Genomic DNA, 23796 nt, shown 5'->3' on the forward strand with positions numbered 1-23796 from the left:
AGGAATCCGACCATGGCAAGCACCCTGGCGAGCGCCGGCTCCCGGCTGTGGACACCCGCCCGGCAGCCGTCGTTCCGGCTGCTGTGGCTGGGGCAGTCGCTGTCGCTGCTCGGCGACGGCTTCAGCTACATCGCGTTCTCCTGGATCACCCTGGGTCTGACCGGCTCCACCCTGGCCCTCGGCTGGGTGCTGGCCTGCCAGGCGATACCGCGGGCCCTGCTGACCCTGGTCGGCGGCTCGCTGAGCGACAAGTGGTCCAGCCGCACCCTGATGAAGTTCTCCAGCTGGGCCCGGGCCGTCCTGATGGCGGCGGTGGGCCTGGCCGGGATGGCGGGCGCGCTGAACGTGTGGCTGCTGTGCGCGGCCGCCGCGGCCTTCGGGGCGGTGGACGCGTTCTTCCAGCCGGCCCGGGCCTCGATCCTGCCCTCGGTGGTGGACAAGGAGATGCTGCCCCCGGCCAACGCCCTGCTGGGGGTGGGCACCAAGGTGTCGGCGATCCTCGGCCCGGCGGTCGGCGGCATGGTGGTGGCCTTCTCCGACGCGCACGTGGCCTTCCTGGTGGACGCGGTCTGCTTCGCCCTCTGCGGGCTGTGCGTGTCCCGCATCCGCACCCTCCGCGAGACCGCCCGGGAGGCGGCCCTCGCGGCCGGGGAGGACCCGGAGCCGGAGCCCGCGGCGGCGAAGGGGCCCGCCGCCCCGGTGGACTCGCTGGGCAGCCGGATCAAGGCCGGTCTGCGCTACGCCTGGGAGGACCCGCGGATCCGCACCATCCTGGCCATCGACATGGCCGTCACCTTCTGCCAGGCGGGCCCCTTCACGGTCGGATTCGCCACCCTCGCCAAGGTCGACCTCCAGGGCGGCTCGACCACCCTGGGCCTGCTCAACGGCGCCCTGGCCGGCGGCGCCATGCTCGGCACCCTGGTCGGCGGGGCGATGGCCGGCCGGCCCCGGGTGGGCCTGCTGATCGCCGCGCTGGCCGGCTGGCTGGCGGTCGGCTCCGGGGTCCTGGGCCTCGTCGACGACACGGCGGCCGCCCTGCTGACCGTCCTGGTGATGGGCTTCGGCATGGGGTTCCAGGGGGTGTTCGGGCTCAGCTGGATCCAGCGGAACATCGACGGCTCGGTGCTGAGCCGGGTGATCTCGGTGGACATGGTCCTCGGCTACGCCGTGGCCCCGCTCTCCCTGGTGCTGTGCGGGGCCCTGGCCCAGTCCGGCACCGGCCCGATGTTCGCCCTCTCGGCGGCGGTGCTGGGCGTCACCGCGGTCGCCGTCCTGGCCTCCCGCCCGGTCCGCGAGATGCGCTGACCGAGAAGCCTTCAAGCCACTTCGGAGGCTTGACTACTTCTCAACTTCTTTTTGATCAGGGCAGGTTGTACGTTACGGGCGCGCGGCGCGACAGTCGCGCGCCCGAACGGGTCGTGGAGGCCGACGTGGTGGTACACAACCCCGATCTGGGCATACCCGAGGGTGACGGGCTCACCAGGCTCGCCGACGATCTCGACGCCATGCAACGGCACCTGGACGTCCAGGTACGGCGGATGGACGCGATCGTGGACCGGATCCAGGCCCGCTGGCAGGGGACCACTGGCGACGCCTACCGCACCCTCCACACCGAGGCCGCGCGGGACGCCGTGCGCATCCGGGAGCACCTGCGGCTGCTGGAGGAGGCGCTCCGGCTCGGCCGGGACGGCTTCAGCGACCAGGACCTCGACGTTCTGGCCCGGATGCGGCAGGTCCAGAGTGCGATGGATGTGGCCCGCGAAGCCGCCGCCCTCCAGGCCCCGCCCCCGCCGGGCGCCCCGGAGACCGGGCCGGCTCCGCAGCCGCGCAGCCGTATCGAAGACCTCTGAAGGAGGTCTTCCGGGGGAGAGGACGGGAGATGGCGGGCGACGACCGGATAGCCGTGGACATCACCGCGTTACAGGCGATGTCCGGTGAGCTGGAGGAGATACTCCGACAGCTGAACGAAGAACTGGGCCTGCTGTACGAGCGCACCGAGCGGGTGGTGCTCGGCTGGCAGGGCGAGGCCCGCGAGGCCTTCGTCCTCACCCTGGACCGGTGGGGAAACGACATGGCCGACTTGAAGGCCGCACAGGCCTGGCTGCACACCTCGGTGACCACCGCCCATGCCAACTACGCCGCCGCCCACCAGGCGGTGCTGCGCGGCTGGGGCGCCGCCTGATGTCCATGCCGCCCCCACCGTCCGGTGGCAGCGGCAACGGCGGTACCCCGCCCACCGGCCCCGCGCTGCCGTCGCCCTCCCCCGGGAAGCTCTACGACCCCTCGGGCAAGGACATCTCCCAGGGTCAGCCGCCACCTGACCCGAACAAGCAGGTCCAGGATCTCAAACCCTCGACGGACCCGGACCAGTTCCCCGCGGCATTCGATGTCACCCCGTCCCATGTCTGGTACACCTCCTACCTCATCCGAAACCACCAGACGGCCTTCGATCAGGCCCCACGCAGGCTGCTGAACACCCTGGACAACCACAAGCGCGTCTGCGGGGTCGGTACGGGACCGGAAGCCTTCGTCGCCGCGTACGACACAGTCGCCGCGCTCTACCTGGAGGTGTGGGCCGCCTCGGTGGCCGCTGTCGGCGGGGTCTCGACGGGCCTCACCATCACGGCGAACAACTACGTCAGTGCCGACTACGCCTCCGACCCGACCCTCGGTACCCCGAAAAGCCTGAAGCCGGTCCCGGACGTCATCCGCACCCCTCCCTTCTACGGAAAGGCGGCGAACCTTGGCTGGAGCACGGACGGAGGTGACGGATACGTCGACCGGATCCTGAACAATGTCCTCGACGCCTTCGGGAGCGCCGTCCAGTGGCTGGTCCGCAGTGCCATGAAGAACATCCTCCATCACGGCAAGGTCGGCCAGGTCACCCCCGGGGGCGACGACCTCGAACTCCCCGATGTCGTCGCCGCCTGGAAGCGGGTGTCCAACGACGCCAGGCAATCGGGCGACGACTTGAACGCGGCCATCAACTACCTGCGGAACCCGGACTCCGCGGCTGTGGAATGGCAGGCCGCGATGCACCAGTTCGTCGCCGGCCTATGGGGCACGGCGTACTGGGGGAAGGGCGCCAACAGTCCTGTAGCCCACGGCTACGACTGGAAGCACCCCGCGCTGAACGTCCAGACGAGAGAGCCGATCCTGGAGATCCTCATCAAGGTCGCCCAGGACATAGCGGACCTCCTCGACGCGTTCAAGCAAGAGGTGAAGGACCTCCGCGAGGTCATCGAGCAGGTGTACATCCAGGCGGCCAAGGACCTCCTGGAGACGGACAGCGTCAAGAACTTCCTCCAGGACATCGCCTCGTACTTCGGTGGCCCCCCGGCCATCGCCGCGCAGTTCCTCAAGAACCTGGACGAATCCAAGCTCGACGCGGGTGTGGACAGGTACAACGGAAACACCTTGCAGCTGTCCCTGCACCTGGGAGCCCTCGAGGACGTACTCGTGGAGGCCCGGCGGAGTGTGCCCTCCTTCCAAGGGCAGGAAGCCCGGGCCCAGGCCGTGGGCTCGCGCGCGATCTCGGGCTACCAACCGGTGCACCGCTGGACGGTTCCAAGTGATCCTGCCGCACACCGGTACCCGATCGACCTGGCGAACCAGGAGGACATGAAGGTCGGCGGCCAGACCACCCACGTCATCGACCGGCATGTGGGACTGACCACCGAGGAACTCCAGCGCCGGATGCGGGATCAGAACCCCCCGAGCGCCTCCACGTTCGCCGATCTGTCCAGCGCTCAGAGGTTCGTCCAGGAAGCCATCGACCAGAAGTCCTCCTACATCGCCCAGGAGGTCGCCAAACTCGGTGCCCCGCCGCAGATCGGCGGAATGCTCAAATTCACCGTCTCCTTCTCGGAGGTCACCGGGACCACCGTAGACTCCCCTACCGGTGCACCGAGCACCTACACCCACGTGACGGTCCGTCTTCTGCTCACCACCGACCGGGTGCCTCCCTTCATCGTCATCACCGCCTTTCCCGACAAGGCACCCCCCGCTGCCCCCTCGGCGTCTGCGAATCCCTAGGTCCGTCAGGAAGACCGAACATGTACCAGGACCACTTCCGCTTCTCCGCCCTGCGCGTCCTCTTCGCCGCGTTTCTCCCTCCGGGCGTCCCGGGCCTCCCCTCCGACCCCGGGGTGCGGGCCCACGTCCTCGAGGCTCCGCTCCGCGCGCTCTGGGACCGGTCCGAACGGAACGGTCTGACCGTGTACGAGGTCTCCGGGGAGCTTCGTTCGTTCGCGCGGGCCCTCGCCGCCGGCGGCACGGCCTCCGAGCGGCTGCCGGACGATCTGCGGGAGCTCGCCGAGCGTTCCGGGCCCGGCGGGGAGCCGTCCGCGCTCCTGGAGATCGCCGTCTATGTGGACGAGTGGCAGAACGGCTTGTCAGCCAAGCTCGCCGACGCGGTTCCGACCTCATGGGAGCTCAGTCTGCGCTTTCCCCGGTTGACCGATCTCCTCGACCTCTACTTCGGCCAGGACGGCATCGCGCTGGACCAGGAGGACCTCACGGATGCCGAGGGAATCGGCCTCTACACCGCCGCCTGCCACGAGCGGGGGATGTGCACCTGGAACCTGCCCGTCGTGGTCGCCGAGTGCGCCGAGGCCCTGGCACTGTTCCAGGAGGACACCGCCCTGCGGCGGTTCTTCGCCGGGGAACTCGGGCTCGGTTCCGGCTCCCAGCAGTCCTGGACCGAGTGGCTGACCCTGATCTCCGAAACCCTGACCGCCCACCTCCGCCGGGAGCACGGCCCCGTGGGCTGGACCGGCGGCCGAGAGGAGCGACCCCCTTGCTGACACGTTCGGCCACCTACCCCGACCGGGAGACCGCCCGGTGGGCCACCCAGGCGGTGATATCGCAGAACGAGCAACTGGTGCACCGGTGGCTGACCCGGTCGGCCCGACAGCGGCTGGTCATCGAGGCGTGCTGGCCGTCCCGGCCCGAGCCCGTCGGGCAGGTGCTGCTGCAGGCGGCGATGCTGGCCGGGCACGGGCCGGTGGACGTGCGGGCTGCCCGGGTGGTGCTGAAGCGGTCCCCGGACCAGCCCCTCGGGTTCGCCGTGCACGCCACGTTCCCCATCCATCCGTGACAGTGACCTCAGCCTCGACCTCGACCTCGACGGTGACAGGAGAACGCCCCCGATGCCGCTGACTCCCCTGCAGCACGACCACCAGTACGGCGAGATGGACCAGGTGCTCCGGGCGTATGCCGGACAGCCCGCCGACGACACCGAGGAGCGGCCCAGCGAGGCGCTCACCGCCTACCTGAGGCACACCTGGTACACCCGGCCCTGGGCGGTCGGGGTCGCCGAGAGTCAGCTGCGCGATTACGCCCGCAACCCCCCGGGGCCGCTGCGGCTGCGGCTCGGGGAGGTCTACCCGCTGCCCGATCCGGGCCTCGACGGAGTCGCCGGGGCGTCGGTCCGGGACTGGCTGCTGACCGTCGCCGGGCACCTGAGGCAGGCCCTGGCGGAGGGGGAGGTGCCGCCGCCCGGGGCGCCGCGGACCCGCTGGGAGTGGCAGGCCCGGTTCCCGGAGCTCGGGCAGCTGCTCGGCGGATGGTTCTCACAGGACTTCGGGGAGGAGTTCGAGGACCACGAGGAGGCCCTGCGGGACTACCTGGACGGCACGGAGCCCTCCTTGGCGGCCCGCGCGTGCGGTGAGGTGCACGAGCTGCTGGCGCTTCGGCTGGACGAGGCGGACTACGCCTACGGGCTGTCCCTGCTCGGCCTGGAGGTCGACCCGCCGGTCCCGTACACGCACGGAGCCTGGCTGGGCACGATCGCCGAGGACCTGCTCCGAGGCTGACCGGACGCTCCGCCCGCTCCCCCGCGACCGCCGTCCCGGCCTCAGGCCAGGGCGGCGGTCGCGAAGTCGCAGAGGGCGGCCCGGGTCGGGTGGCCCGTCTTGGTGCCGAGGGCGGCGACGTGCTTCTCCACCGTGCGGGGGGAGATGTAGAGGCGGTCGGCGATCTCCTTGTTGCCCAGCCGTTCGGGCAGCAGCTGGAACACCTCGTACTCGCGGACCGTGATCCCCATGCTGCGCAGCGCCTCCGGGATCGCGTGGGAGCCGGTGCGCCGCTGGTGCACGGGGGCGCCGAGGCGGCGCAGGGCGGCCCGGCAGGCGTTGGTCACGCTGGTCACCGACTGCCGGTGGAAGTGGTCCTCGGCGCGGCGCAGCCACACCACCGGGTCCCCCCAGCCGTCCTGGTGGGCGGACTCGGCGATCAGCCGCAGGCCCAGGTGGAGGGCGGTCGGATAGGCCTCGGCCAGAGCCAGCCCCTGGGCGGCGGCGGCCGTGGCCCGCTCCCGGTGCCCCTCCCGGCCGAGCAGGACGGCGTCGGCCAGCAGCACGAACTGCCGGTTCCAGCGCATCCGGCCGGGCGAGGTCGCGGCGATCTCCTCGTAGGGGGCGCGGCCGACCTCCCCGGAGAGCACGCCGAGGAGCAGTCCGATGCCGTACCGGCCGCTGAGGTAGTAGGTGCTCGGGTTGGCGTCCTCCAGTGCGCGGACCGCGTCGAGGGCGCGGACCGCGCCGGGTCTGTCCTCCTCCATGAGTGCGCAGAACGCCCGGGCGAGCCCGAGCGTCAGAGGTTCTTCCTGGGATCCGGCGCCGTCCCAGTCGGCGAACGCGGACAGCGCCCGGTCCATGGCGGGCCGGTCGCCGCGGTGCGCGGCGAGGACGGCCTGGGACATCAGGACGTACCGGGTGGCGGGTGCCAGTCTCAGCCGCTGGACCACGCTCAGGCACTCCTCGGCGCCGCGTTCGGCGACGGTGAACTCCCCGCGCAGCACGGTGTCCAGGATGAGGATGCCGTCGATGGTGTAGACGATGGTGGCGGAGCCCAGCCGGAGGGCCTCGGCGCGGGCGGCGAGCAGCGGGCCGGTGTCCCCCTCGGTCAGCCAGTTGTTGCCGCCGATCCGGGTGAGGGCGTACATCCGCTGGACCGGCAGCCGGTGCTGTTCGGCGGTGGAGAGGGCGGATTCCAGCAGGGCGGTGGCCTCGTCGAAGTCCCGTTCGCGGGCCAGGGTGGCGAGGAGCTCCCAGGCCTGGCAGACCACGGTGGACAGGCCGTGCCGTTCGGCGGTCTGCAGGGCGGACCGGGCGAGTTTCTCGGCGAGCTGGGTGCGGTCCGGTCCGGGGGTGTCCAGGGCCAGATAGGCGGCGGTGACGTCGACGGGGGCGCTGCTGCGCTCGTCGGGTTCGGCCCGGAGCAGGGCCCGGGCCTGGGCGATCTGCCGGTTGCCGTCCTCCCAGCGGCCGGCCGTGTGGGCGACCTTGGCGAGCCGGGTGTGCAGGGTGGCGAGCCGGGGGGCGGCCAGGCTGCCGAGGGCGTGCAGGTTGTCGGCGAAGCCGAAGGCCTCGGAGAAGTTCCCGGCCTCGGCGAGCGCGGGCAGCAGCGCCTCCAGCACCTCGGCCCGGCGGGTGGCGTCCCGGCTGTCGGTGAGGAGCCGTTCGGCACGGCTGAGCAGGGTGATGGCGGAGCCGATGGCACCGGCCCGCAGGGCCCGCAGTCCGGCCTCGGCGAACAGCCGGCCGGCCTCCTCGTGGTCGCCGGCCTGCTGGCGGAGCTCGGCGACCAGCGGGCACCAGTCGCCGGGCAGTTCGGGGTGCAGGGCCTGGACGGCGTCGGCGGCCCGCCCGGACATCGCGGCCCTGTTGCCGGGGGTGAGCTGGGTGAGCAGGGCCTCGGCGGTGAGCGAGTGCCGGAAGGCGTACCAGTCGGGGGACGGTTCGTCGGGCACCACCAGCTGGGCGGCGACCCCGGCGTGCAGATGGCTGAGCAGGCCGCGGTCGTCGGTCCCGGTCATCTTCTGGAGGACGGTGAGCGGGAACCGGCGGCCGATGACGGCGGCGGCGGAGAGCAGGGTCAGGCCCTGCGGGCCCAGCCGGTCGATGCGCCGCAGGATGCCGCGCGCCAGTGCGGTGGAGACGTCGCTGCGGAGGTCGCCGACCACCCGCCAGCCGTCCTCGCCCTGGACGAGGGCGCCGCCGCTGATCATGCCCTGGAGGAGTTCCTCGACCAGGAAGGGGCTGCCGGCGCTGTCGTCCCAGAGCCGGGTGAGGGCCGCTTCGGGTACTCCCTCGGGTTCGGTGCCGAGCTGGGCGGCGATGACCTGGCCGACCTCGGGGCGGGTGAGCGGGGCGAGTTCGAGGACGGTGCCGACGCCCCGGCGGCGGGCCGAGTAGGCCATGTCGAGGGCGTCGCAGGGTTCGGTGCGGATGGTGGCGAGCAGCACCACGGGGGTGTACTCCAGGTTGTCCACCAGGTACTCGACCACCGCGAGGGTCTCGGGGTCGGCGTCGTGCAGGTCCTCCAGGAGGAGCAGTTGTCCGGCCGGTTCGGCGGTGGCGATCAGCAGCCGCAGCACCGCCTCCCCCAGGATGATCATGGAGCTGCTGTCCTGGGAGTCACTGCTCCAGTCCGGTATGAGCCGTCCCAGGGCGGGCCGGTACGGGCCGAGCGGCAGGTCGTCGAGCGGTCGGCCGCTGCGGAACAGCGACATCAGTGCTTCGGTGAGTGGCCGAAAAGGGACGGTGGGGCCCGTCGTACTGCTCCGGCCGCGCAGCACGCGCATCCCGGAATCGAAGCCGAGGCCGACGGCTTCGGCGGCGAGCCGGGATTTCCCGATCCCCGCCTCGCCCACCAGGAAGACGACTCCGCCGCGCCCTTCCCGTGCGTCGGCCAACGCCAGCTTGAGCTCCGCCACTTGGGAGTCACGACCCACGAGATACCGCGCACGGGAACGCATATGCGAGATGCTAGTTCATGCGAACTGCTAGAGGTCCGCTCAAAGTTGGCCTTTTCGGCGAGGACCGGAATGCCACCCGGAACCCCCTTTCCACGCCTTTGACGGGCCGTCGGGGCCACCGGGGCCGACCGGCCGCCGATCAAGCGGAGCCGCCGGCCTTGATGAAGGACACGCTGGTGTCGAGCTGGCCGAGGGTGATCACGAGCCCGCTGGTGAGCACCAGCCCGGACAGCACCCGGGCGCGGGCGCACACCCGGTTGCGGCCCGAGAGGGTCAGCCGGCCCGCCGGGTCCTCGGCGGGGGCGGAGACGACGACGGCGGCGGAGGTGGCGGCGGACTGGGCGGCGGCGAGGTTCTTCTGCATGGGATGACTGCCTTTCGGGAGGAGTGGCGTCCGGGCCGTCGGCGGGCCGGCCGCCAGGGGGCGGTCTGTCGGTGGGCGGGCCGTCGGCGGGCGGGCCGTCGGCGGGCGGGCCGTCAGCGGGCGGGCCGTCAGCGGGCCGGGTGTTCGAGGAGCTGCACGGACGGGACCGCCTCGGGGAAGCCCAGCCGCAGCAGGGCGTAGCCGATGCCGGAGAGTCCGGCGAGCAGTCCGGGGGACGGCACCTGGTCGGGGGTGCCGCAGTGGTGGCCGTACTCGGCGAGCCGGCCCAGGAGTCCGGCGGTGTGCCGGGTGAGTGCGCCGCGGGCCCGGTCGTGGCCGCGGGCGGAGAGCACGGAGAGGAGTTCCAGGGAGCCGAGGGTGCCGTGCTGGAGGGACAGGTCCGCGCAGTGCGGGGCCCGGTCCAGCAGCTCGACGGTCCGGTCGAGGGCGGCGGCGGTGCCCGGGCGGGCGCCGTCGGCGAGCGCGGTGCCGGCGGCCGCCAGGGCGGTGCCGGACAGTCCCCCGTACCAGTCGAGGTGTCCGGGGTGGAGCAGGGCGGTCTCCAGGGCGGGGCCCAGCAGGGCGGCTCCGGCCTCGGCGCAGCGGCGGGCGGGCTCCCGCCCGGGCCGGGCCTCGGCGTACCGCAGCAGGGCCCAGCCCACTCCGGCGTCGCCGTGGGCGAAGCCGGGGGTCGGGGTGCTGCCGCCCAGCCGGGCGAGCAGCAGGCCGGCGAGCCGGTCGGCCAGGGCGGGCGCCCCGGCGGCTCCGGGGGAGCCGATGACCGCGACGGTCACGGCGAGGGCGCCGGCCAGTCCGTCGGCCAGGTCCAGCGGGCCGTCCGGGTCGGCCTCGGCGGCCAGTTCGAGGGCGGCGAGGGCGTCCGGGAGGCAGCGGCCGATGCCGTCGGCGTCCGACTCCACCTCGCCGAACAGGGCGGACAGCCGGGCCACCGCGTAGACGATCCCGCCGAGGCCGTGCAGGGCGCCCGGTCCGGCGGCGGCGCTCAGCTCGGGTTCGGCGGCCAGCACGGCCAGCAGCCCGGGCAGCGGGCGGACGGCCCGCCGGGCCAGCGCGGTGTAGCGCTCGGCTCCGGACAGCACCCCGGCCTGGGCCAGGAACAGGGCGGCCCCGCAGTAGCCCTGGGCCAGCCCGCCGCCCATCGGCAGCACCGCCCAGTGGTCGCCGGCCACCTGCTCCAGACCGAGCCAGTTGACCCGGTCGCCGCCGGGCACCGCCCGGGCGGCCAGCTCGTCCGCGATCCCGCAGGCCGCGCTCAGCAGCCGCGCGGGCTCCGGCACCACGGCCGGGGCGGCCGGTCCGCCGAGCACCGAACGGGGGCGCGGAGCGCCGGAGTTGGCGCTGCTGACGGCCAGCGTGGCGGAGATGATCCACTCCTGGTCGTAGCGGTCCACCTCGCTCATCGCGGCGATCTTCGTGCGTACGGCGGCGAGTCCGGCGGTGGGCAGCAGCCCTTCGAGGCGGGTGTCCCGGGAGGTCAGCACCGCGGTGCCGGCCGGGTGGTGGAAGAACAGCGGCACGTCCCCGCACCACAGGTCGGCGATCTCGTCCTCGACCAGGCGCTGCCGGGCCGGGTCGTGCGCGGACTCCGACCAGAGCAGGGCGAACACCGATTCGCGGGCGAGCGCGTCCCCCAGCACGTCGGGGTGCGCGGACTCGTCGAGGAGGGTGGCGTAGAGGCGGGTGGAGCGGGCGATCAGCCGGCCGGGGGCGGCGGCCCAGCCGTCCAGCAGCCCCCGGTCACCGGGGCCCGCGCCCAGCAGTTCGGCGCGGTGCAGGGAGATCGCCTCGTATCCGGCCCGGAACCCTTCCAGCAGGGCGGCCCGGTGGTCGGTGTGGCCGGTGGGGCGGCCCTCCAGGACCGGGCGGTTCTGCCCGGCCTGGCAGGCGACGGCGGTCCGGCGGACCCGCATCTCGTCCGTGCCGGCGCCCTCCCAGCACCTCTCGTCGCTGGGGTAGGCCCCGCCGGCGCCGCCGCCGAGGGAGGAGATGTCCAGGCCGCCGTTCTCGCCGATCAGCAGGCTCGGCAGCAGGCAGGTGCGGTGCACCGAGGCCTGGAGGGCCTCCGCGGCCGGGTCGGGGCCGGCCGTCATGGCCGCCGGGAGCCCGGTGTGCAGCAGGGTCTCGGCGTCCACCAGGACCGGCTGGTCCCCGCAGGCGATGACGTTCTCGAAGTGCATGTCCACGCCGTCCACCGCGTACAGCAGGGCGAGCAGGGCGCCCTGGCGGCGGTAGAACCGGTCGAGTTCGGCGACCGACCCGCAGCCGCGGTGGGCGATGAACTCCAGCCAGCCGTGTCCGGCCGCGCGGACCGAGCGCGGGGTGCGCAGGCCCAGTCCGGGCACCTTGCCGTTGAGCCAGCCCACCGTCCGGTCCAGCAGTTCGTGCTGGCCGAGCGGCCGGGGCTTGTAGACCACGGTGCTGCCGTCGGCGAAGTGGAGCAGCGCCACCGAGCGGTTGCCCTGGTGGCAGTCGCCCCGGCCGAGGTCGAGACGGACCAGCTCGCCCGGGTCGGTGCCGCGCAGCAGCTCCTTGACGATCTCGGGGCGGTCGGCGGTGAAGCGGTCCAGCAGTTCGGCGGCGGCCTCGGCGGCGTACCCGCAGGCCTGGCCGAGGGTCCGGGCCAGTACCGGGTAGCGGGTGAACAGCCCGGCCAGACCCCGCGCGGTGCCGAGCCGGGCGAGGAACGCCGCGAACCGGTCCTGCGGGGTCGGGCCCGGCAGTTCACCGGCGGCCCGGGCCAGGTTCAGCTCCTTCACCAGGGTGCGGGCGGCCTGCCGGGTGAGGCGCTCGCCGAGGCGCGCCTCGAAACCGGCGCGGACCGCGGCGAGTTCACCGGCGCCGCAGTCGGCGGCCGAGACCGCCGAGGCGGCCGCCTCGGCCCAGGCGAGGTCGATCAGCGGCCGCAGCACCGGGAGGAACAGCGCGGCACCGTCCTCGGCACCGCCCTCCGTGCGGTCGGCACGGTCGCCGTCGGTACGGGTGTCGGTACGGGTGTCGTCCGTACGGACGGAGTCCGCCGGGCGCTCCGCCAGGGCGGCGACGGCCCGCTCCGCGTACCGCGCCCAGCCGGGCTTGGCGGCCCGGCCGGCGAGGTCCGCCGGGGCCTCCTCGGCGAGTGCGTACGCCGCGTCCCGACCGACTCCCAGGTGGCCGAGGCGGGCGGCGAAGCCCTCCGCGTCACCGCAGGCCCACGGCGCCGGGCGGGCGGGGGCGGCAGCCCCCGCGGGCACCGGGCGCACCGGGGCGCCGGGGGCGTCCAGGCGCTCCCGCAGGGTCAGCCCCCGGGCCCACCACCAGCGGGTGAGGGCGCCGACCTGGGTCTCTCGGTCAGTGGCGGTATCAGTCACGAGAAGAAGACTCGCCGAGCCCGCCGACCCCCACATGGGGGGAACTCCCCCATATTCTGCGGGGCCTCCCCCACCCCGCCGGGCGGGTATGGGGGACCGCCCCCGCACACCCGCCCGGGAACCCCCGTACAGGCCCCCCGAGCAGGCCGTTCCGGGCCCCGGCGGGGGCGGCCGGCCGGGTGCCGCCGGGCCCCTGAGCTCCACGGACCCGCCCGCACCCGTCCCGCGGGGGCCGCACACCGGGCTTTCACAAATGTGGGGGCCGGGGCCCGATGCCCGGGGGCGCCCCCCACCCGCAGTCTGCTCTCAGCACCACGACACCACGGCGCTACCGCACCACCGCAGTACGGCACCACGGCAGTACGGCACCACGGCAGTACGGCACCGCAGCAGTACGGCACCGCAGCAGCGCAGCACGGCAACACCCCCGCCCCGCAGCACTTGAGCACCCACTCCCCATGACCCTCGGAGGCCACGGTGGGAAAGACCGTCCCCGTCAACGTCGTCGCATTCGACCCGGTGCTGGAAGCCGGCACCAAGAGCACGCTGTTCACCTGCCCCGAGGTGTGTCTGACCCCTCCGGACGGTGAGCCCCGGGTCGTGGTCATGACCGTGGACCAGGTCGGCCACCCCGAACTCGACGTCCTGCGCACCATCCGCGAGGCCCCGCACCGGCCCGACGTGGTGCTGGTGGCCGCCGAACTGGCCCCCGGGGGCGCCCTGCACGCCATAGCCGCCGGCGCCCGCGGACTGCTGCGCCGCCGGGAGGCGGACGCGCCCCGGCTCTCCAGAGCCGTCCTGGCGGCCGCCCGGGGGGACTGCACCCTGCCGCCGGACCTGCTGGACCTGCTGCTGAAACACTCCGGTGCCCCGGGCCGGGACCCCGACTCCTCCGCCGCCCCCTGGGCCGCCGCGGGCCTCACCGACCGGGAGCGGTCGGTGCTGCGGATGGTCGCGGACGGGCACGAGACCAGCGAGATCGCCCAGCGGCTCTGCTACTCGCAGCGCACCGTGACCACCGTGGTCCACGACATCACCCAGCGGTTCCGGCTGCGCAACCGCGCCCACGCCGTCGCCTACGCGCTCCGGACGGGCCTGCTGTGAGCGCCGTCGCCACCGCCCCGGACCGCGCGGGGCAGAGCGTACGGGTGCATGTGGTCGGCGCCCCCGGCGGCACCCCGCCCGAGGGCCTGACCCGGATGCTGCACACCGCCGGCAGCGGTCTGGCCCCGGCCGACGGGCCGGCCCCGGACACCGTGGTGGTGGCGGTCGCCGCCACCGTGGAGGAGGCCCTGGCGGCCTGCCCCGGCCCGGGGCACCGGTTGCTCGCCATCTGCGACACGGTCACCCCGGCCGGGCTCCGGCTGGCCATCGAGGCGGGGGTGCTGGCCATCCTGCGCTCCGACGACCTCACCCCGGACCAGCTGGTCGCCGCCGTGCACTGCGCCCACCAGGGCGACGGCCGGATGCCCTACGCGGCCCTGGTCCGGCTGCTGGGCAGCGGCGGCACCCCGGCGGTGGCCCGCTCCAAGGCCCTGCCGGAGGCACCGCTGCTGACGGCCCGCCAGACCACCGTGCTCACCTTGATGGCGGAGGGCCACGGCAACGCGGTGATCGCCCGCACCCTGTCCTGCTCGGAGCACACCGTCAAGAACGTGATCTACGAACTGATGGGCCGCCTCCAGGCCCGCAACCGCGCCCACGCCGTGGCCCGAGCCGTCCGCCACAGCCTGATCTGACCCCGGGGCCGCAGGGGCCCCGGGCTGCCTCAGCCCGCGTCCGGGGACAGGCGCAGGGAGATGGAGTTGATGCAGTACCGCTGGTCCGTGGGCGTGGGGTAGCCCTCGCCCTCGAAGACATGGCCCAGGTGCGAGCCGCACTTGGCGCACCGGACCTCGGTGCGGCGCATCCCGTGCGAGGTGTCCGCGAGGAGTTCGACGGCGTCGGAGTCCTTCGGGTCGAAGAAGGACGGCCAGCCGCAGTGCGATTCGAACTTGGTCTCGGAGCGGAAGAGTTCCGCTCCGCAGGCGCGGCAGGAGTAGGTGCCCTCGGTCTTGGTGTCGGTGTACTCGCCGCGGAAGGCGGGCTCGGTGCCGGCCAGGCGCAGGACCTGGTATTCGGCCGGGGTGAGCTCCGCCTGCCACTGCTCGTCGGGCTTCTCGATCTCGTACGCCATGGCGGTCGCTCCCTCAGTCGCTCAGGCGGGCGAGGATCTCGGGTCCGAGATCGGTGACGTCGCCCGCGCCCATGGTCAGAACCAGGTCGCCGGGCTTGGTCATTCCCGCGATGGTGCCCGCCGCGGCGGCCTTGTCGTGTTCGGCGGTGACGTCGGCTCCGGCGGCCCGCGCGGCGGCGATGATGATCTCGCTGGTGACCCCGGGGACCGGGTCCTCGCGGGCCGGGTAGATGTCCAGGACCACGGAGGCGTCGGCGAGCGCCAGGGCCTGTCCCATCTCCACGCCGAGTTCCTGGGTGCGGGAGAACAGGTGGGGCTGGAACAGCACCAGGATCCGGGAGTCGCCGGCGGCCCCGCGGATGGCCTCCAGGTCGGCGGTCATCTCGGTGGGGTGGTGGGCGTAGGAGTCGATGACCTGGACCTCGCGGGCCTCGCCCTTGAGCTGGAGGCGGCGCTTGACCCCGGTGTACTTGCCGAGGGCGGAGGCCAGGTTGTGGACCGGGATGCCGAGGGCGACGCCGGCGGCGAGGGCGGCGACCGCGTTGTGGGCGTAGTGGCGGCCGGGCACCGAGACGGTGAAGGTGAGCATCCGGCCGTCCAGCAGCACGGTGACCTCGCTGCTCAGACCGCGCGGGGTGATCTTGGTGATGCGGACGTCGGCGCCCTCGGACTCGCCGTAGGTGACCACGGCCAGGCCGGGATGGGCGGCGCGGACCCGGCGGGTCAGTTCCACCGCGCCCTCCTGGTCGGCGGAGACCACCAGGGTGCCGCCGGGGACGATCCGGCCGGCGAAGGTGAGGAAGGAGTCGTGGATCTCCTCCATGGACGCGTAGTTCGCGTGGTGGTCGAGCTCGGCGTTGAGCACGATGGCGACCTGCGGCGCGTACTTGTGGAAGCTGCGGTCGCTCTCGTCGGCCTCGGCGACGAAGATGTCGCCGGTCCCGTGGTGGGCGTTGGAGCCGGGGGCGTCCAGGTCGCCGCCGATGGCGTACGAGGGGGCCAGGCCGAGCGCGGACAGCGAGACGGCCAGCATGGAAGTGGTGGTGGTCTTGCCGTGGGTGCCGGCCACCGCGATCGGCCGCAGGCCGTCCATCAGGGAGGCGAGCGCGTCGGAGCGGTGCACCACGGGGACGCCGAGTTCGGCGGCGCGGGCGAGCTCGGGGTTGTCGGCGCGGATGGCGCTGGAGACGACCACGCAGGTGGCGTCCTCGGCGAGGTGTCCGGCGGCGTGCCCGATGTGGACGGTCGCGCCGTGGGCGCGCAGGGCGTCGGCGGTGGCCGAGTCCTTGGCGTCGCTGCCGGCGACGGCGGCGCCCCGCTGGGCGAGGATCTTCGCGATCCCGGACATGCCGGCCCCGCCGATGCCGATGAAGTGGGGTCGGTCCATGGCGGTGGGCAGGCCGGGCATCATCCGTGGTGCTCCAGTGGCGTCGGTGGGGATGTGACGGGCCCCAGCCTAATTCCTCGGCCCGGCTCCGGCGGCGCTCCCGGGGAGCGCGCCGGAGCGGGCGCGGCGGCGGCTACTCGTTGTGGGCGAAGAGCTTGAGGACCGGGACCCCCACCTTGTGGCGGGCCCGGGAGGCCCAGTCCCGGTGGAAGAACTCCTCGACGAAGTGCGGGGCGGTCAGCACGATGACCTCGTCGGCTCCGGTCTCCTCGACGACGGCCTTGAGCTTGTCCAGCGGGTGGTCGTCGACGATCTGGCCGACGGCCGCGTGCTTCTTCGCCCGCAGGGCGTTCAGGGAGTGGGCGAGCGCGTGGGCGGCCGGGCCGCGGGCGTCCTCGCCCTCGGGTTCGTCGCCCTCCCGGATCGCCTCGGGGATCTCGCCGAGGGCGACGTCGTCGATGGCGCGCAGCAGCCGGTCCTGGTCGCCCCGGGGCTGGAGCAGCACGACGAAGGAGACCGGGTCGTCTCCGTGCAGGGTGGTGACGAAGTCCACGTCTACGGACGTCAGGGGCTTCTCGATCATCAATACGCTCGTGAACACGGACGCCCTCTCCTTCATGGCCGAGGCCCTTCATGGCCGTGGCGGCCCCTGCGGAAACCATCCTGCCCCGCTGTGACACGGGGCTCGCGCTGGTAATAGTGCCCAGTGGAAGCTAAGCGGAACGGTGAATTCCGCATCCACTCAGATCCGACGGTAGCGGGTGAACAGAAACCCGGCCTCTTCCAGCAGCGATGCCAGCTCCAGCCGGTGCGGGAGCCCGACTCCGGGGCCCCCGGCGATGCGCTGGGCGTCACCCGCCGTGAGCATCGGTGACACGGTCAGGCACAGCTCGTCCAGCACCCCGGCCGCCACGAACTGCCCCAGCAGCCTCGGCCCTCCCTCGGTGAGCTGCCGTACGTGGCCCCGCAACGCGAGCTCCCGTACCGCGCGGGCCGGGTCCACCCCGACCCCCTCGCCGGCCAGCACCACCTCGGCCCCGGCCTTCCCGGCCGCCGCCACCCGGTCCGCCGGGGCCCCGGCCCCGGTCAGCAGCAGGGTGGGCACCAGCGGGGCGGTGAACAGCGGAAGGGAGAAGTCCAGGTCCAGCCCGGCCGAGACCACGGCGACGGCGGGGGCCGGGCCCTGGCCGGCGGCCGCCCGGCGGGCCGCGAAGGCCTCCCGGGCCCGGGCCGGCCGGTACCCCTCCTGGCGAACCGTTTCCGCGCCGACCACGACCACATCGGCCAGCCCCCGCAGGGTGCCGAAGACCCGCATGTCGGTGGCGTTGGAGATGGGCTGGGAGCGCCCGTCGTGCTGGGCCGCCCCGTCCAGGGTGGAGACCATGTTCCCGCGCAGCCAGTGCCACGGCGGGCCGTCCGGCGCCCCCGCGGGCGGCGGCGGGTACCCGTAGGCCTCCGCCAGCTCGTCGAGCGACCACTCCCGGTCGGTCTCGGCCGGTGTCTGATCGGTCACAGGGAACAGGCGACGCATGGGGTGCAGTGTGGCACGACGTACAGTTGAATGCTGTGTCGACATCTCTGAGGACCTCCGGCGACGCGGCCGCGACCGGTCACATAACCGACGCGGGACCGCAGTCGCTGTGCGCCCGCGAGCCCCGGGTGCCCGCCGACCGTCTGGTCGCCGAAATGGTGCCCCCGCCGCGCTTCGACTCGGTGCGCTTCGACACCTACGTACCGGACCCCGGTCAGCCCAGCCAGTCCCAGGCCGTCACCGTGCTGTCCTCCTTCGCGGCCGGACTGGGCGGCGCCCACGCCACCGGCTCCGGCAAGCGCCGCTGGTTCTCCCGGGCCCCCAAGAGCACCGCCGACGCGGGACCGCGCGGGGTGTACCTCGACGGCGGCTACGGCGTCGGCAAGACCCACCTGCTGGCCTCCCTCTGGCACGCCACCCCGGCCGAGCCCGCCCTCAAGGCCTTCGGCACCTTCGTGGAGCTCACGAACCTGGTCGGCGCCCTCGGCTTCCAGCAGACCGTGCAGACCCTGTCCGGGCACCGGCTGCTGTGCATCGACGAGTTCGAGCTGGACGACCCGGGCGACACCGTGCTGGTGTCCTCGCTGCTGGCCCGGCTGGTGGAGCAGGGGGTCGCGCTCGCCGCCACCTCCAACACCCTGCCCGGCAAGCTCGGCGAGGGCCGGTTCGCCGCCGCCGACTTCCTGCGCGAGATACAGGGCTTGTCGGCGAACTTCCGACCGCTGCGCATCGACGGCCAGGACTACCGGCACCGGGGGCTGCCCGAAGCCCCGCCGCCGTTCTCCGACGAGCAGGTCGCCAAGGCCGCGTACGCCACCCCCGGCGCCAGCCTGGACGACTTCCCCGGCCTGCTGGAGCACCTGGCCAAGGTCCACCCCAGCCGGTACGGGGCGCTCACCGAGGGCGTCTCGGCGGTCTGCCTGACCGATGTCGGCCCGGTGCCCGACCAGTCCACCGCGCTGCGGCTGGTGGTGCTCGCCGACCGGCTGTACGACCGGGAGGTCCCGGTGCTCGCCTCCGGCGCCCCCTTCGACCGGCTGTTCAGCGAAGAGATGCTGAACGGCGGTTATCGAAAGAAGTACTTCCGCGCCATCTCGCGGCTCACCGCGCTGGCACGGGACGCGAAGGGGCTGGTGGCCCAGTAGGTTTGGGGACGGCCGGGCCGCCGTTCGCGGCGCGGCCCTACCACGTCTGCGAAGGGAACCACCATGGCCACCACGCGTACCGCCCACACCGAGTGGGAGGGCAACCTCCTCCAGGGTGCCGGCACCGTCTCCCTCGACTCCTCGGGCCGGGGCTCGTTCGAGGTCTCCTGGCCCTCGCGCGCCGAGGCCGCCAACGGCAAGACCAGCCCCGAGGAGCTGATCGCCGCGGCCCACTCCAGCTGCTACTCCATGGCCCTCTCGCACGGCCTGGACGGCGCGGGCACCCCTCCCACCCGGGTGGAGACCAAGGCCGACGTCACCTTCCAGCCCGGCGAGGGCATCACCGGCATCCACCTCACCGTGCGTGCCGAGGTCCCCGGTCTGGACGCGGAGGGCTTCGCCTCCGCCGCCGAGGACGCCAAGAAGAACTGCCCGGTGAGCCAGGCCCTGACCGGCACCACCATCACCCTGAGCGCCGAGCTGATCTGACGGCCCGTCGGTGCGCGCGGCGGTCCGGGGAGCCCGTACCGCCGCGTGGTACCACAGGACGCATGTCCGCGACACGACGTCAGTTCCTGGCCGGGATCGTCTTCGCCGGTGCGCCGGGCGCCCTGTCCGCCGGCTTCCCGGCGGCCGCCGCCGCCCGCACCGACGCGGTCCGCGCCGGTGCGGCCGGTGAACACCCGGGATACGGGCCGCTGTTGCCCGACCCCGAGGGGCTGCTGGACCTGCCCGAGGGGTTCCGGTACCGGGTGCTGTCCCGGGCCGGCCGGCCGATGCTCTCCGGCGAGGGCGCGGTGCCGGCGAACTGCGACGGCATGGGTGCCTTCGACGCGGGCGGCGGGCGGGTGCGACTGGTCCGCAACCACGAGAACCGGGCCGGCGCCGCGCTGCCGGTCCCGCCGGTCGCGGGCCTGACCTACGACCCGTACGCGCGGGGCGGCTGCACCGTGCTCACCCTCGACGCGCGGGGCGCGGTCACCGGCGAACGGGTCGCCATCGCCGGCACCGCCGTCAACTGCGCGGGCGGGCGCACCCCTTGGGGGACCTGGCTGACCTGCGAGGAGACCGAGGACCGGGCCGGCACGGCCGGTTACGCCGAGGACCACGGCTTCGTCTTCGAGGTCGATCCCGCCGATCCGCACCGCAGCGGCGCGGTCCCGCTGACCGCGCTGGGCCGGTTCGCCCACGAGGCGGTCGCGGTGGACCCGTACCGGGGCGTGGTCTACGAGACGGAGGACGCCTTCGTCCGGCCGTTCGGCCTGTTCTACCGCTTCCTGCCGGCCCGGCCGCTCGGCGGGCCGGGTTCGCTGCGGGCCGGCGGACGGCTGGAGGCGATGCGGGTGCCGGGGGTCCCGGACCTGGCCGCGGTCACCGAGCCGGGCAGCTCCTTCCCGGTGGAGTGGGTGCCGGTGCCGGACCCCTCGGCGGCGGTCACCCCGGTCCGGCTCCAGGACTTCGGCCGGGGCGGCATCACCCACGCGCAGAAGCTGGAGGGCTGCTACTGGGGCGGCTCCGGGGTGTACTTCGTGTCCAGCTTCGCCCGCGCCCGGGAGGGCGCGGCGGCCGACCACTTCGGGCAGGTCTGGCACTACGACCCGGTGCGCCGCCGGGTCACCCTGGAGGTCAGGTTCGGCCCGGGCACCGACACCGGGCTGCCGGGCGACTCCCCCGACAACATCTGCCCGGCGCCCGGCGGCGGGCTGATGGTGTGCGAGGACGGCGGCGGGGCACAGTACGTGTTCGGGGTGAGCCGGGCGGGCCGTGTGTACCCGGTGGCCCGCAACGCCGAGACCCTGGGCCCGGCCGGGACCCCGGGGACCTCCGGGACCCCGGAGTGGGGCGAGTTCGCCGGGGTCACCTTCGCCCCCGACGGCCGGACCCTGTTCGTCAACGTCTACTCCCCCGGGACCACGTTCGCCGTCACCGGCCCCTGGCTCTGAGGCCCGGCTCCGAGGCCCGGCTCCGAGGCCCCCGGCACTGACCGAAGGAAGGAAGCCCGCATGACGAAGAGGGAGCGGCCCGAACCCACCCTGAGAGCGGTGCTCTCGGCCCGGAGCGGTGCTCCGGCCGGAACGGATCCGGCGGGCCTCCCGGCCGGCCCCCGCGACAAGGCGGAGGCGGCCGCCGCCGCCCCGGCCCTGGCCGTACGGCTGGCCTCGCTCCAGGAGCGCCTGTTCGCCTCCGCCACCGCCGGCGACCGGCGGCGGATCCTGCTGGTGCTCCAGGGCATGGACACCAGCGGCAAGGGCGGCACCGTCAAACACGTGATCCGCCAGTTCAACCCGGCCGGCGCCCGCATCACGGCCTTCAAGGCCCCCACCCCGCAGGAGCGCGCCGAGCCCTTCCTCCGGCGCATCGAGCGGGCCCTCCCCCGTCCCGGCGAGATCGGCATCTTCGACCGCTCGCACTACGAGGACGTCCTGGTCACCCGGGTCCGCGGCCTGGTCCCGCCGGAGACCGTGGAGGCCCGCTACGCCGAGATCGAGGCCTTCGAGCGGGGCCTGGTCGAGGACGGGGTCACCCTGCTGAAGGTGTTCCTCCACATCAGCCCGGAGAAGCAGCTCCAGCGCCTGCTGGAACGCCTGGACAACCCCGACAAGCACTGGAAGTTCAGCCCCGAGGACATCACCGACCGCGCCCTGTGGCCCGCCTACCAGGACGCCTACCGCACCGCCCTGGAACGCTGCTCCGGCGCCGCCCCCTGGTACGTGGTCCCGTCCGACCGCAAGTGGTACCGCAACTGGGCCGTCAGCACCCTCCTCCTGGAACACCTGGAAGAACTCGCCCCCCACTACCCGAAGGCCACCTTCGACGTCCCCACCACCCGCGCCCGCCTCCTGACCACCTGACCGCCCGCCGGGAGGATCCTGCCCGGCGTGTCCCGTGGAGATGCCAGGTTGGCAACACCAGCATCGGCGGCGCCCTGACCTGTGCTGATGCTGCTGAAACCACGAGGAAAGCGGTGGTGTGTGGCCACGAGCGCACAGCGGGGGCCGCCCGGGCTGGACGGGGCCGGCGCAGCGGGGGCACGCTGCCGACCAGGCAGTTCGGGCAGAGTTCGGTCGGAGCGGGGGCAGTGTGAGCGCATACGGAACGGCGGACCGTTGGCAACCGGCGGTGCGTCAAATGGCAACGGTCCTGCGGGAGCAGTTGAAGCGGCGGGGGCTCAGCCAGGGCCAGGTGGCGGTGCTCGTCGGACGGCACCGCTCCCAGGTGTCCCGGGCACTCGCGGGCCGTTCGGTTCCGCCCCGCCACCTGGTCGAGAGCATCGCCGTGCGCTCGGGGGCGGATCTCCCGATGGTGATGGACCTGTGGTCGACGGCGGACGCCATCAGGCGGCAGGGCCGGGCCGACCGCAGGGAGGGCGCCCCTCCTGACGGTCTGGTCGGCTATCGCGAGCTGTTGACCGCGTTGCGCGGCCTCGTGGTCTCCAGCGGTATGTCGCAGCGGGAGCTGGTGGAGCGCGACACCAGCGGGGTGCTGCGCCGGTCCACGGTGGGTGCCCTCCTGCGCGGCGAGCGCAGCGCTCCCCTCGGCACCGTCCTGGCCCTGGTACGGGTCTGCGGTGCGGGACCTGCGGCCATGGAGGCATGGGAGGAGGCGTGGACGACCTTGGGCGAGCCTCATCGCCGTGCCCGCCTGGACCGGTCGGCGACGGCCTACTACTGGCTGAAGCGGTCGGAGCGGCGCCGCGACGCCGCCGCCGGGTACGCGGTGTCGCACGGGGCGGTCCGGGCATGGTGAGGCTTCCGGAACAGTCGCGGAGCGCGGCCTCGAACGCGGACGGGCGGGGATCCACGGCCGACGTACGCGGAGACACGCGTACCCGTGGTCCGCGCCCGGGCGTCGCCACCGCCGGGGCGCTCGTCGGCGCGGGACTCCTCTACGGCGTGGGCCAGGGACTCGGCACGGCGCTCGGCGAGCGGTCCATGAGCTGGGCTCTGGAAAATCTGCCACCCGGGTTCATCGCGTCGGTGGCCTCATGGGTGAGTGGCTGAAGCTGAGCCGGTGCGGACCGAACGGCGGACACGGAGGGGGTGAGGGGCGCCGGATCCGCCTGCTTTACAGATAGTCATATATTTTGCGGAGGTGACAGCTTCCGCACGTTCCGTATGTTCTGTGACCAAATCGGCAGCCCTTGCCGTGCTCGGTGCCGTGCTGGGCGCCGCCCTCGCCGGGTGTGCCGGCGGGGCGGGCGGGCCGGCCACGTCCGCGCTCAAGCCGGGTGCCCCGTCCGCCGCGGGCGCCTCCCCGTCCGGCACCGCGACCGCCACTCCGTCCGCCACCGCGACCGGGGGCGCGCCGGGGGCCGCTCCCGGGCCCGGGCGGGCGCCGAAGAAGCCGCCGACCATGGCTCCCGGCCCGGGCGGTCTGGCCCCGGTGTTCCTGCGCGCCCGGCAGCAGCGGGACAAGACCGTGGCGCTGACCTTCGACGCCGACATGACCTCGGACCAGGGGCCGCGCGCGGCCCGGGGGGAACGTTTCGACAACCCGGGGCTGATCGAGGCGCTGCGCGCGCTGAAGGTGCCGTCCACCGTGTTCATGACCGGCCGCTGGGCGGAGGAGTACCCGGACCAGGCCAAGGACATCGGCACCGACCCGGGCTTCGAGATCGCGAACCACTCCTACAGCCACCACGCCTTCAGCACCCCCTGCTACGGGCTGCCCGCGCTGGACGGCGCCGCCGTCCGCGCCGATGTGGACCGGGCCTTCGAGTCCTTCCGGGAGGCCGGGGCGGTCAACACGGTGCCGTACTTCCGGTTCCCCGGCGGCTGCTACGACGACAAGGCGCTGCGCGCCCTGTCCACCGCCAAGGTGACCGCGGTGCAGTGGGACGTGGTCAGCGGGGACGCCTTCGCCACGGACCCCGACGCGGTGGCCGAGCAGGTGCTGGCCGGGGTGAAGCCGGGGTCGGTGGTGGTCATGCACTGCACCCGCAGCGCGGCCCCGGTCACCGAGGAGGCGATCCGGACGATCGTCCCGGAGCTCCGCAAGCGCGGCTACCGGTTCGTCAAGGTGTCCGAGCTGATGGGCACCTGACCCGCGACCACGGCCACGACC

22 protein-coding genes are annotated in these 23796 nt (G+C 73.6%); 15 read left to right on the top strand and 7 right to left on the bottom strand.

Annotated features, from left to right (window positions below):
* The first annotated feature begins 12 nt into the window (after positions 1-12).
* The 7 genes from ACZ50K_RS20250 to ACZ50K_RS20280 all read left to right on the top strand — a co-directional run bounded on the left by ACZ50K_RS20250 (position 13) and on the right by ACZ50K_RS20280 (position 5816).
* A complete protein-coding gene (locus tag ACZ50K_RS20250; protein WP_468904743.1) occupies positions 13-1305 on the top strand; it encodes an MFS transporter in 1293 nt (430 codons plus the stop codon).
* A 125-nt stretch (positions 1306-1430) separates the two neighbouring features.
* On the top strand, positions 1431-1850 hold the full coding sequence (locus ACZ50K_RS20255; RefSeq protein ID WP_468904746.1) for a WXG100 family type VII secretion target: 420 nt from the start codon (positions 1431-1433) through the stop codon (positions 1848-1850).
* Between the two features lie 29 nt (positions 1851-1879).
* A complete protein-coding gene (locus ACZ50K_RS20260) occupies positions 1880-2182 on the top strand; it encodes a WXG100 family type VII secretion target (RefSeq protein WP_468904749.1) in 303 nt (100 codons plus the stop codon).
* 5 nt (positions 2183-2187) lie between these two features.
* Positions 2188-4035 carry an RNase A-like domain-containing protein gene (locus ACZ50K_RS20265; protein ID WP_468904751.1) on the top strand — a complete coding sequence of 616 codons (1848 nt, stop codon included), beginning with the start codon at positions 2188-2190 and terminating at the stop codon, positions 4033-4035.
* Between the two features lie 20 nt (positions 4036-4055).
* Entirely contained in the window at positions 4056-4805 is a 750-nt protein-coding gene (locus tag ACZ50K_RS20270; RefSeq protein WP_468904753.1) for a hypothetical protein, read from the top strand.
* Positions 4799-5098 (top strand): RNase A-like domain-containing protein, encoded by a 300-nt coding sequence (locus tag ACZ50K_RS20275; RefSeq protein WP_468904755.1) that lies wholly within the window; start codon positions 4799-4801, stop codon positions 5096-5098. The genes ACZ50K_RS20270 and ACZ50K_RS20275 overlap by 7 nt, the downstream gene beginning before the upstream one ends.
* A gap of 52 nt (positions 5099-5150) precedes the next feature.
* Positions 5151-5816 (top strand): contact-dependent growth inhibition system immunity protein, encoded by a 666-nt coding sequence (locus ACZ50K_RS20280; RefSeq protein ID WP_468904757.1) that lies wholly within the window; start codon positions 5151-5153, stop codon positions 5814-5816.
* Between the two features lie 41 nt (positions 5817-5857).
* Here the strand turns inward: ACZ50K_RS20280 and ACZ50K_RS20285 are convergent, their stop codons facing one another.
* The 3 genes from ACZ50K_RS20285 to ACZ50K_RS20295 form a co-directional block, all read right to left on the bottom strand.
* Positions 5858-8761: a helix-turn-helix transcriptional regulator gene (locus ACZ50K_RS20285; protein WP_468904760.1), complete on the bottom strand. Its 2904-nt coding sequence runs from the start codon at positions 8759-8761 to the stop codon at positions 5858-5860.
* Positions 8762-8900: 139 nt separating this feature from the next.
* Entirely contained in the window at positions 8901-9125 is a 225-nt protein-coding gene (locus tag ACZ50K_RS20290) for a hypothetical protein (RefSeq protein ID WP_468904762.1), read from the bottom strand.
* Positions 9126-9253: 128 nt separating this feature from the next.
* Entirely contained in the window at positions 9254-12493 is a 3240-nt protein-coding gene (locus tag ACZ50K_RS20295) for a type 2 lanthipeptide synthetase LanM family protein (RefSeq protein WP_468904764.1), read from the bottom strand.
* Positions 12494-12970: 477 nt separating this feature from the next.
* On the opposite strand from ACZ50K_RS20295, the gene ACZ50K_RS20300 reads away from it, so the two are divergent.
* Together ACZ50K_RS20300 and ACZ50K_RS20305 are read left to right on the top strand one after the other, a co-directional pair.
* Positions 12971-13597 carry a helix-turn-helix transcriptional regulator gene (locus ACZ50K_RS20300; protein ID WP_468904766.1) on the top strand — a complete coding sequence of 209 codons (627 nt, stop codon included), beginning with the start codon at positions 12971-12973 and terminating at the stop codon, positions 13595-13597.
* Positions 13594-14232 carry a helix-turn-helix transcriptional regulator gene (locus ACZ50K_RS20305; protein ID WP_468904768.1) on the top strand — a complete coding sequence of 213 codons (639 nt, stop codon included), beginning with the start codon at positions 13594-13596 and terminating at the stop codon, positions 14230-14232. The genes ACZ50K_RS20300 and ACZ50K_RS20305 overlap by 4 nt, the downstream gene beginning before the upstream one ends.
* A 29-nt stretch (positions 14233-14261) precedes the next feature.
* On the opposite strand, the gene msrB is transcribed toward ACZ50K_RS20305, so the two are convergent.
* The 4 genes from msrB to ACZ50K_RS20325 all read right to left on the bottom strand — a co-directional run bounded on the left by msrB (position 14262) and on the right by ACZ50K_RS20325 (position 17587).
* The gene (msrB, locus tag ACZ50K_RS20310; protein WP_468904770.1) at positions 14262-14669 is read right to left on the bottom strand and encodes a peptide-methionine (R)-S-oxide reductase MsrB; all 408 of its coding nucleotides are present in this window, start codon (positions 14667-14669) and stop codon (positions 14262-14264) included.
* Positions 14670-14682: 13 nt separating this feature from the next.
* Positions 14683-16080: a UDP-N-acetylmuramate--L-alanine ligase gene (murC, locus tag ACZ50K_RS20315; RefSeq protein ID WP_468904772.1), complete on the bottom strand. Its 1398-nt coding sequence runs from the start codon at positions 16078-16080 to the stop codon at positions 14683-14685.
* A gap of 109 nt (positions 16081-16189) precedes the next feature.
* Positions 16190-16657 carry an indole-3-glycerol phosphate synthase gene (locus tag ACZ50K_RS20320; RefSeq protein WP_468904775.1) on the bottom strand — a complete coding sequence of 156 codons (468 nt, stop codon included), beginning with the start codon at positions 16655-16657 and terminating at the stop codon, positions 16190-16192.
* Positions 16658-16798: 141 nt separating this feature from the next.
* A complete protein-coding gene (locus ACZ50K_RS20325; protein ID WP_468904776.1) occupies positions 16799-17587 on the bottom strand; it encodes a pyrimidine reductase family protein in 789 nt (262 codons plus the stop codon).
* Positions 17588-17670: 83 nt separating this feature from the next.
* On the opposite strand from ACZ50K_RS20325, the gene zapE reads away from it, so the two are divergent.
* From zapE to ACZ50K_RS20355, 6 genes are all read left to right on the top strand, one after another.
* The gene (zapE, locus tag ACZ50K_RS20330; protein ID WP_468905359.1) at positions 17671-18732 is read left to right on the top strand and encodes a cell division protein ZapE; all 1062 of its coding nucleotides are present in this window, start codon (positions 17671-17673) and stop codon (positions 18730-18732) included.
* Between the two features lie 63 nt (positions 18733-18795).
* A complete protein-coding gene (locus ACZ50K_RS20335) occupies positions 18796-19221 on the top strand; it encodes an OsmC family protein (protein WP_468904779.1) in 426 nt (141 codons plus the stop codon).
* 62 nt (positions 19222-19283) lie between these two features.
* Complete coding sequence (locus ACZ50K_RS20340; RefSeq protein WP_468904782.1) at positions 19284-20675, top strand: alkaline phosphatase PhoX; 1392 nt, start codon at positions 19284-19286, stop codon at positions 20673-20675.
* A 60-nt stretch (positions 20676-20735) separates the two neighbouring features.
* Complete coding sequence (locus ACZ50K_RS20345; protein ID WP_468904784.1) at positions 20736-21584, top strand: PPK2 family polyphosphate kinase; 849 nt, start codon at positions 20736-20738, stop codon at positions 21582-21584.
* Between the two features lie 277 nt (positions 21585-21861).
* Positions 21862-22479, top strand: coding sequence for a helix-turn-helix domain-containing protein (locus tag ACZ50K_RS20350; RefSeq protein WP_468904786.1), 618 nt, complete (start codon positions 21862-21864; stop codon positions 22477-22479).
* Positions 22480-22854: 375 nt separating this feature from the next.
* Positions 22855-23775 (top strand): polysaccharide deacetylase family protein, encoded by a 921-nt coding sequence (locus ACZ50K_RS20355; RefSeq protein ID WP_468904788.1) that lies wholly within the window; start codon positions 22855-22857, stop codon positions 23773-23775.
* Positions 23776-23796: the final 21 nt, after the last annotated feature.

The sequence above is a fragment of the Streptomyces sp. NPDC033845 genome, from assembly GCF_055576225.1.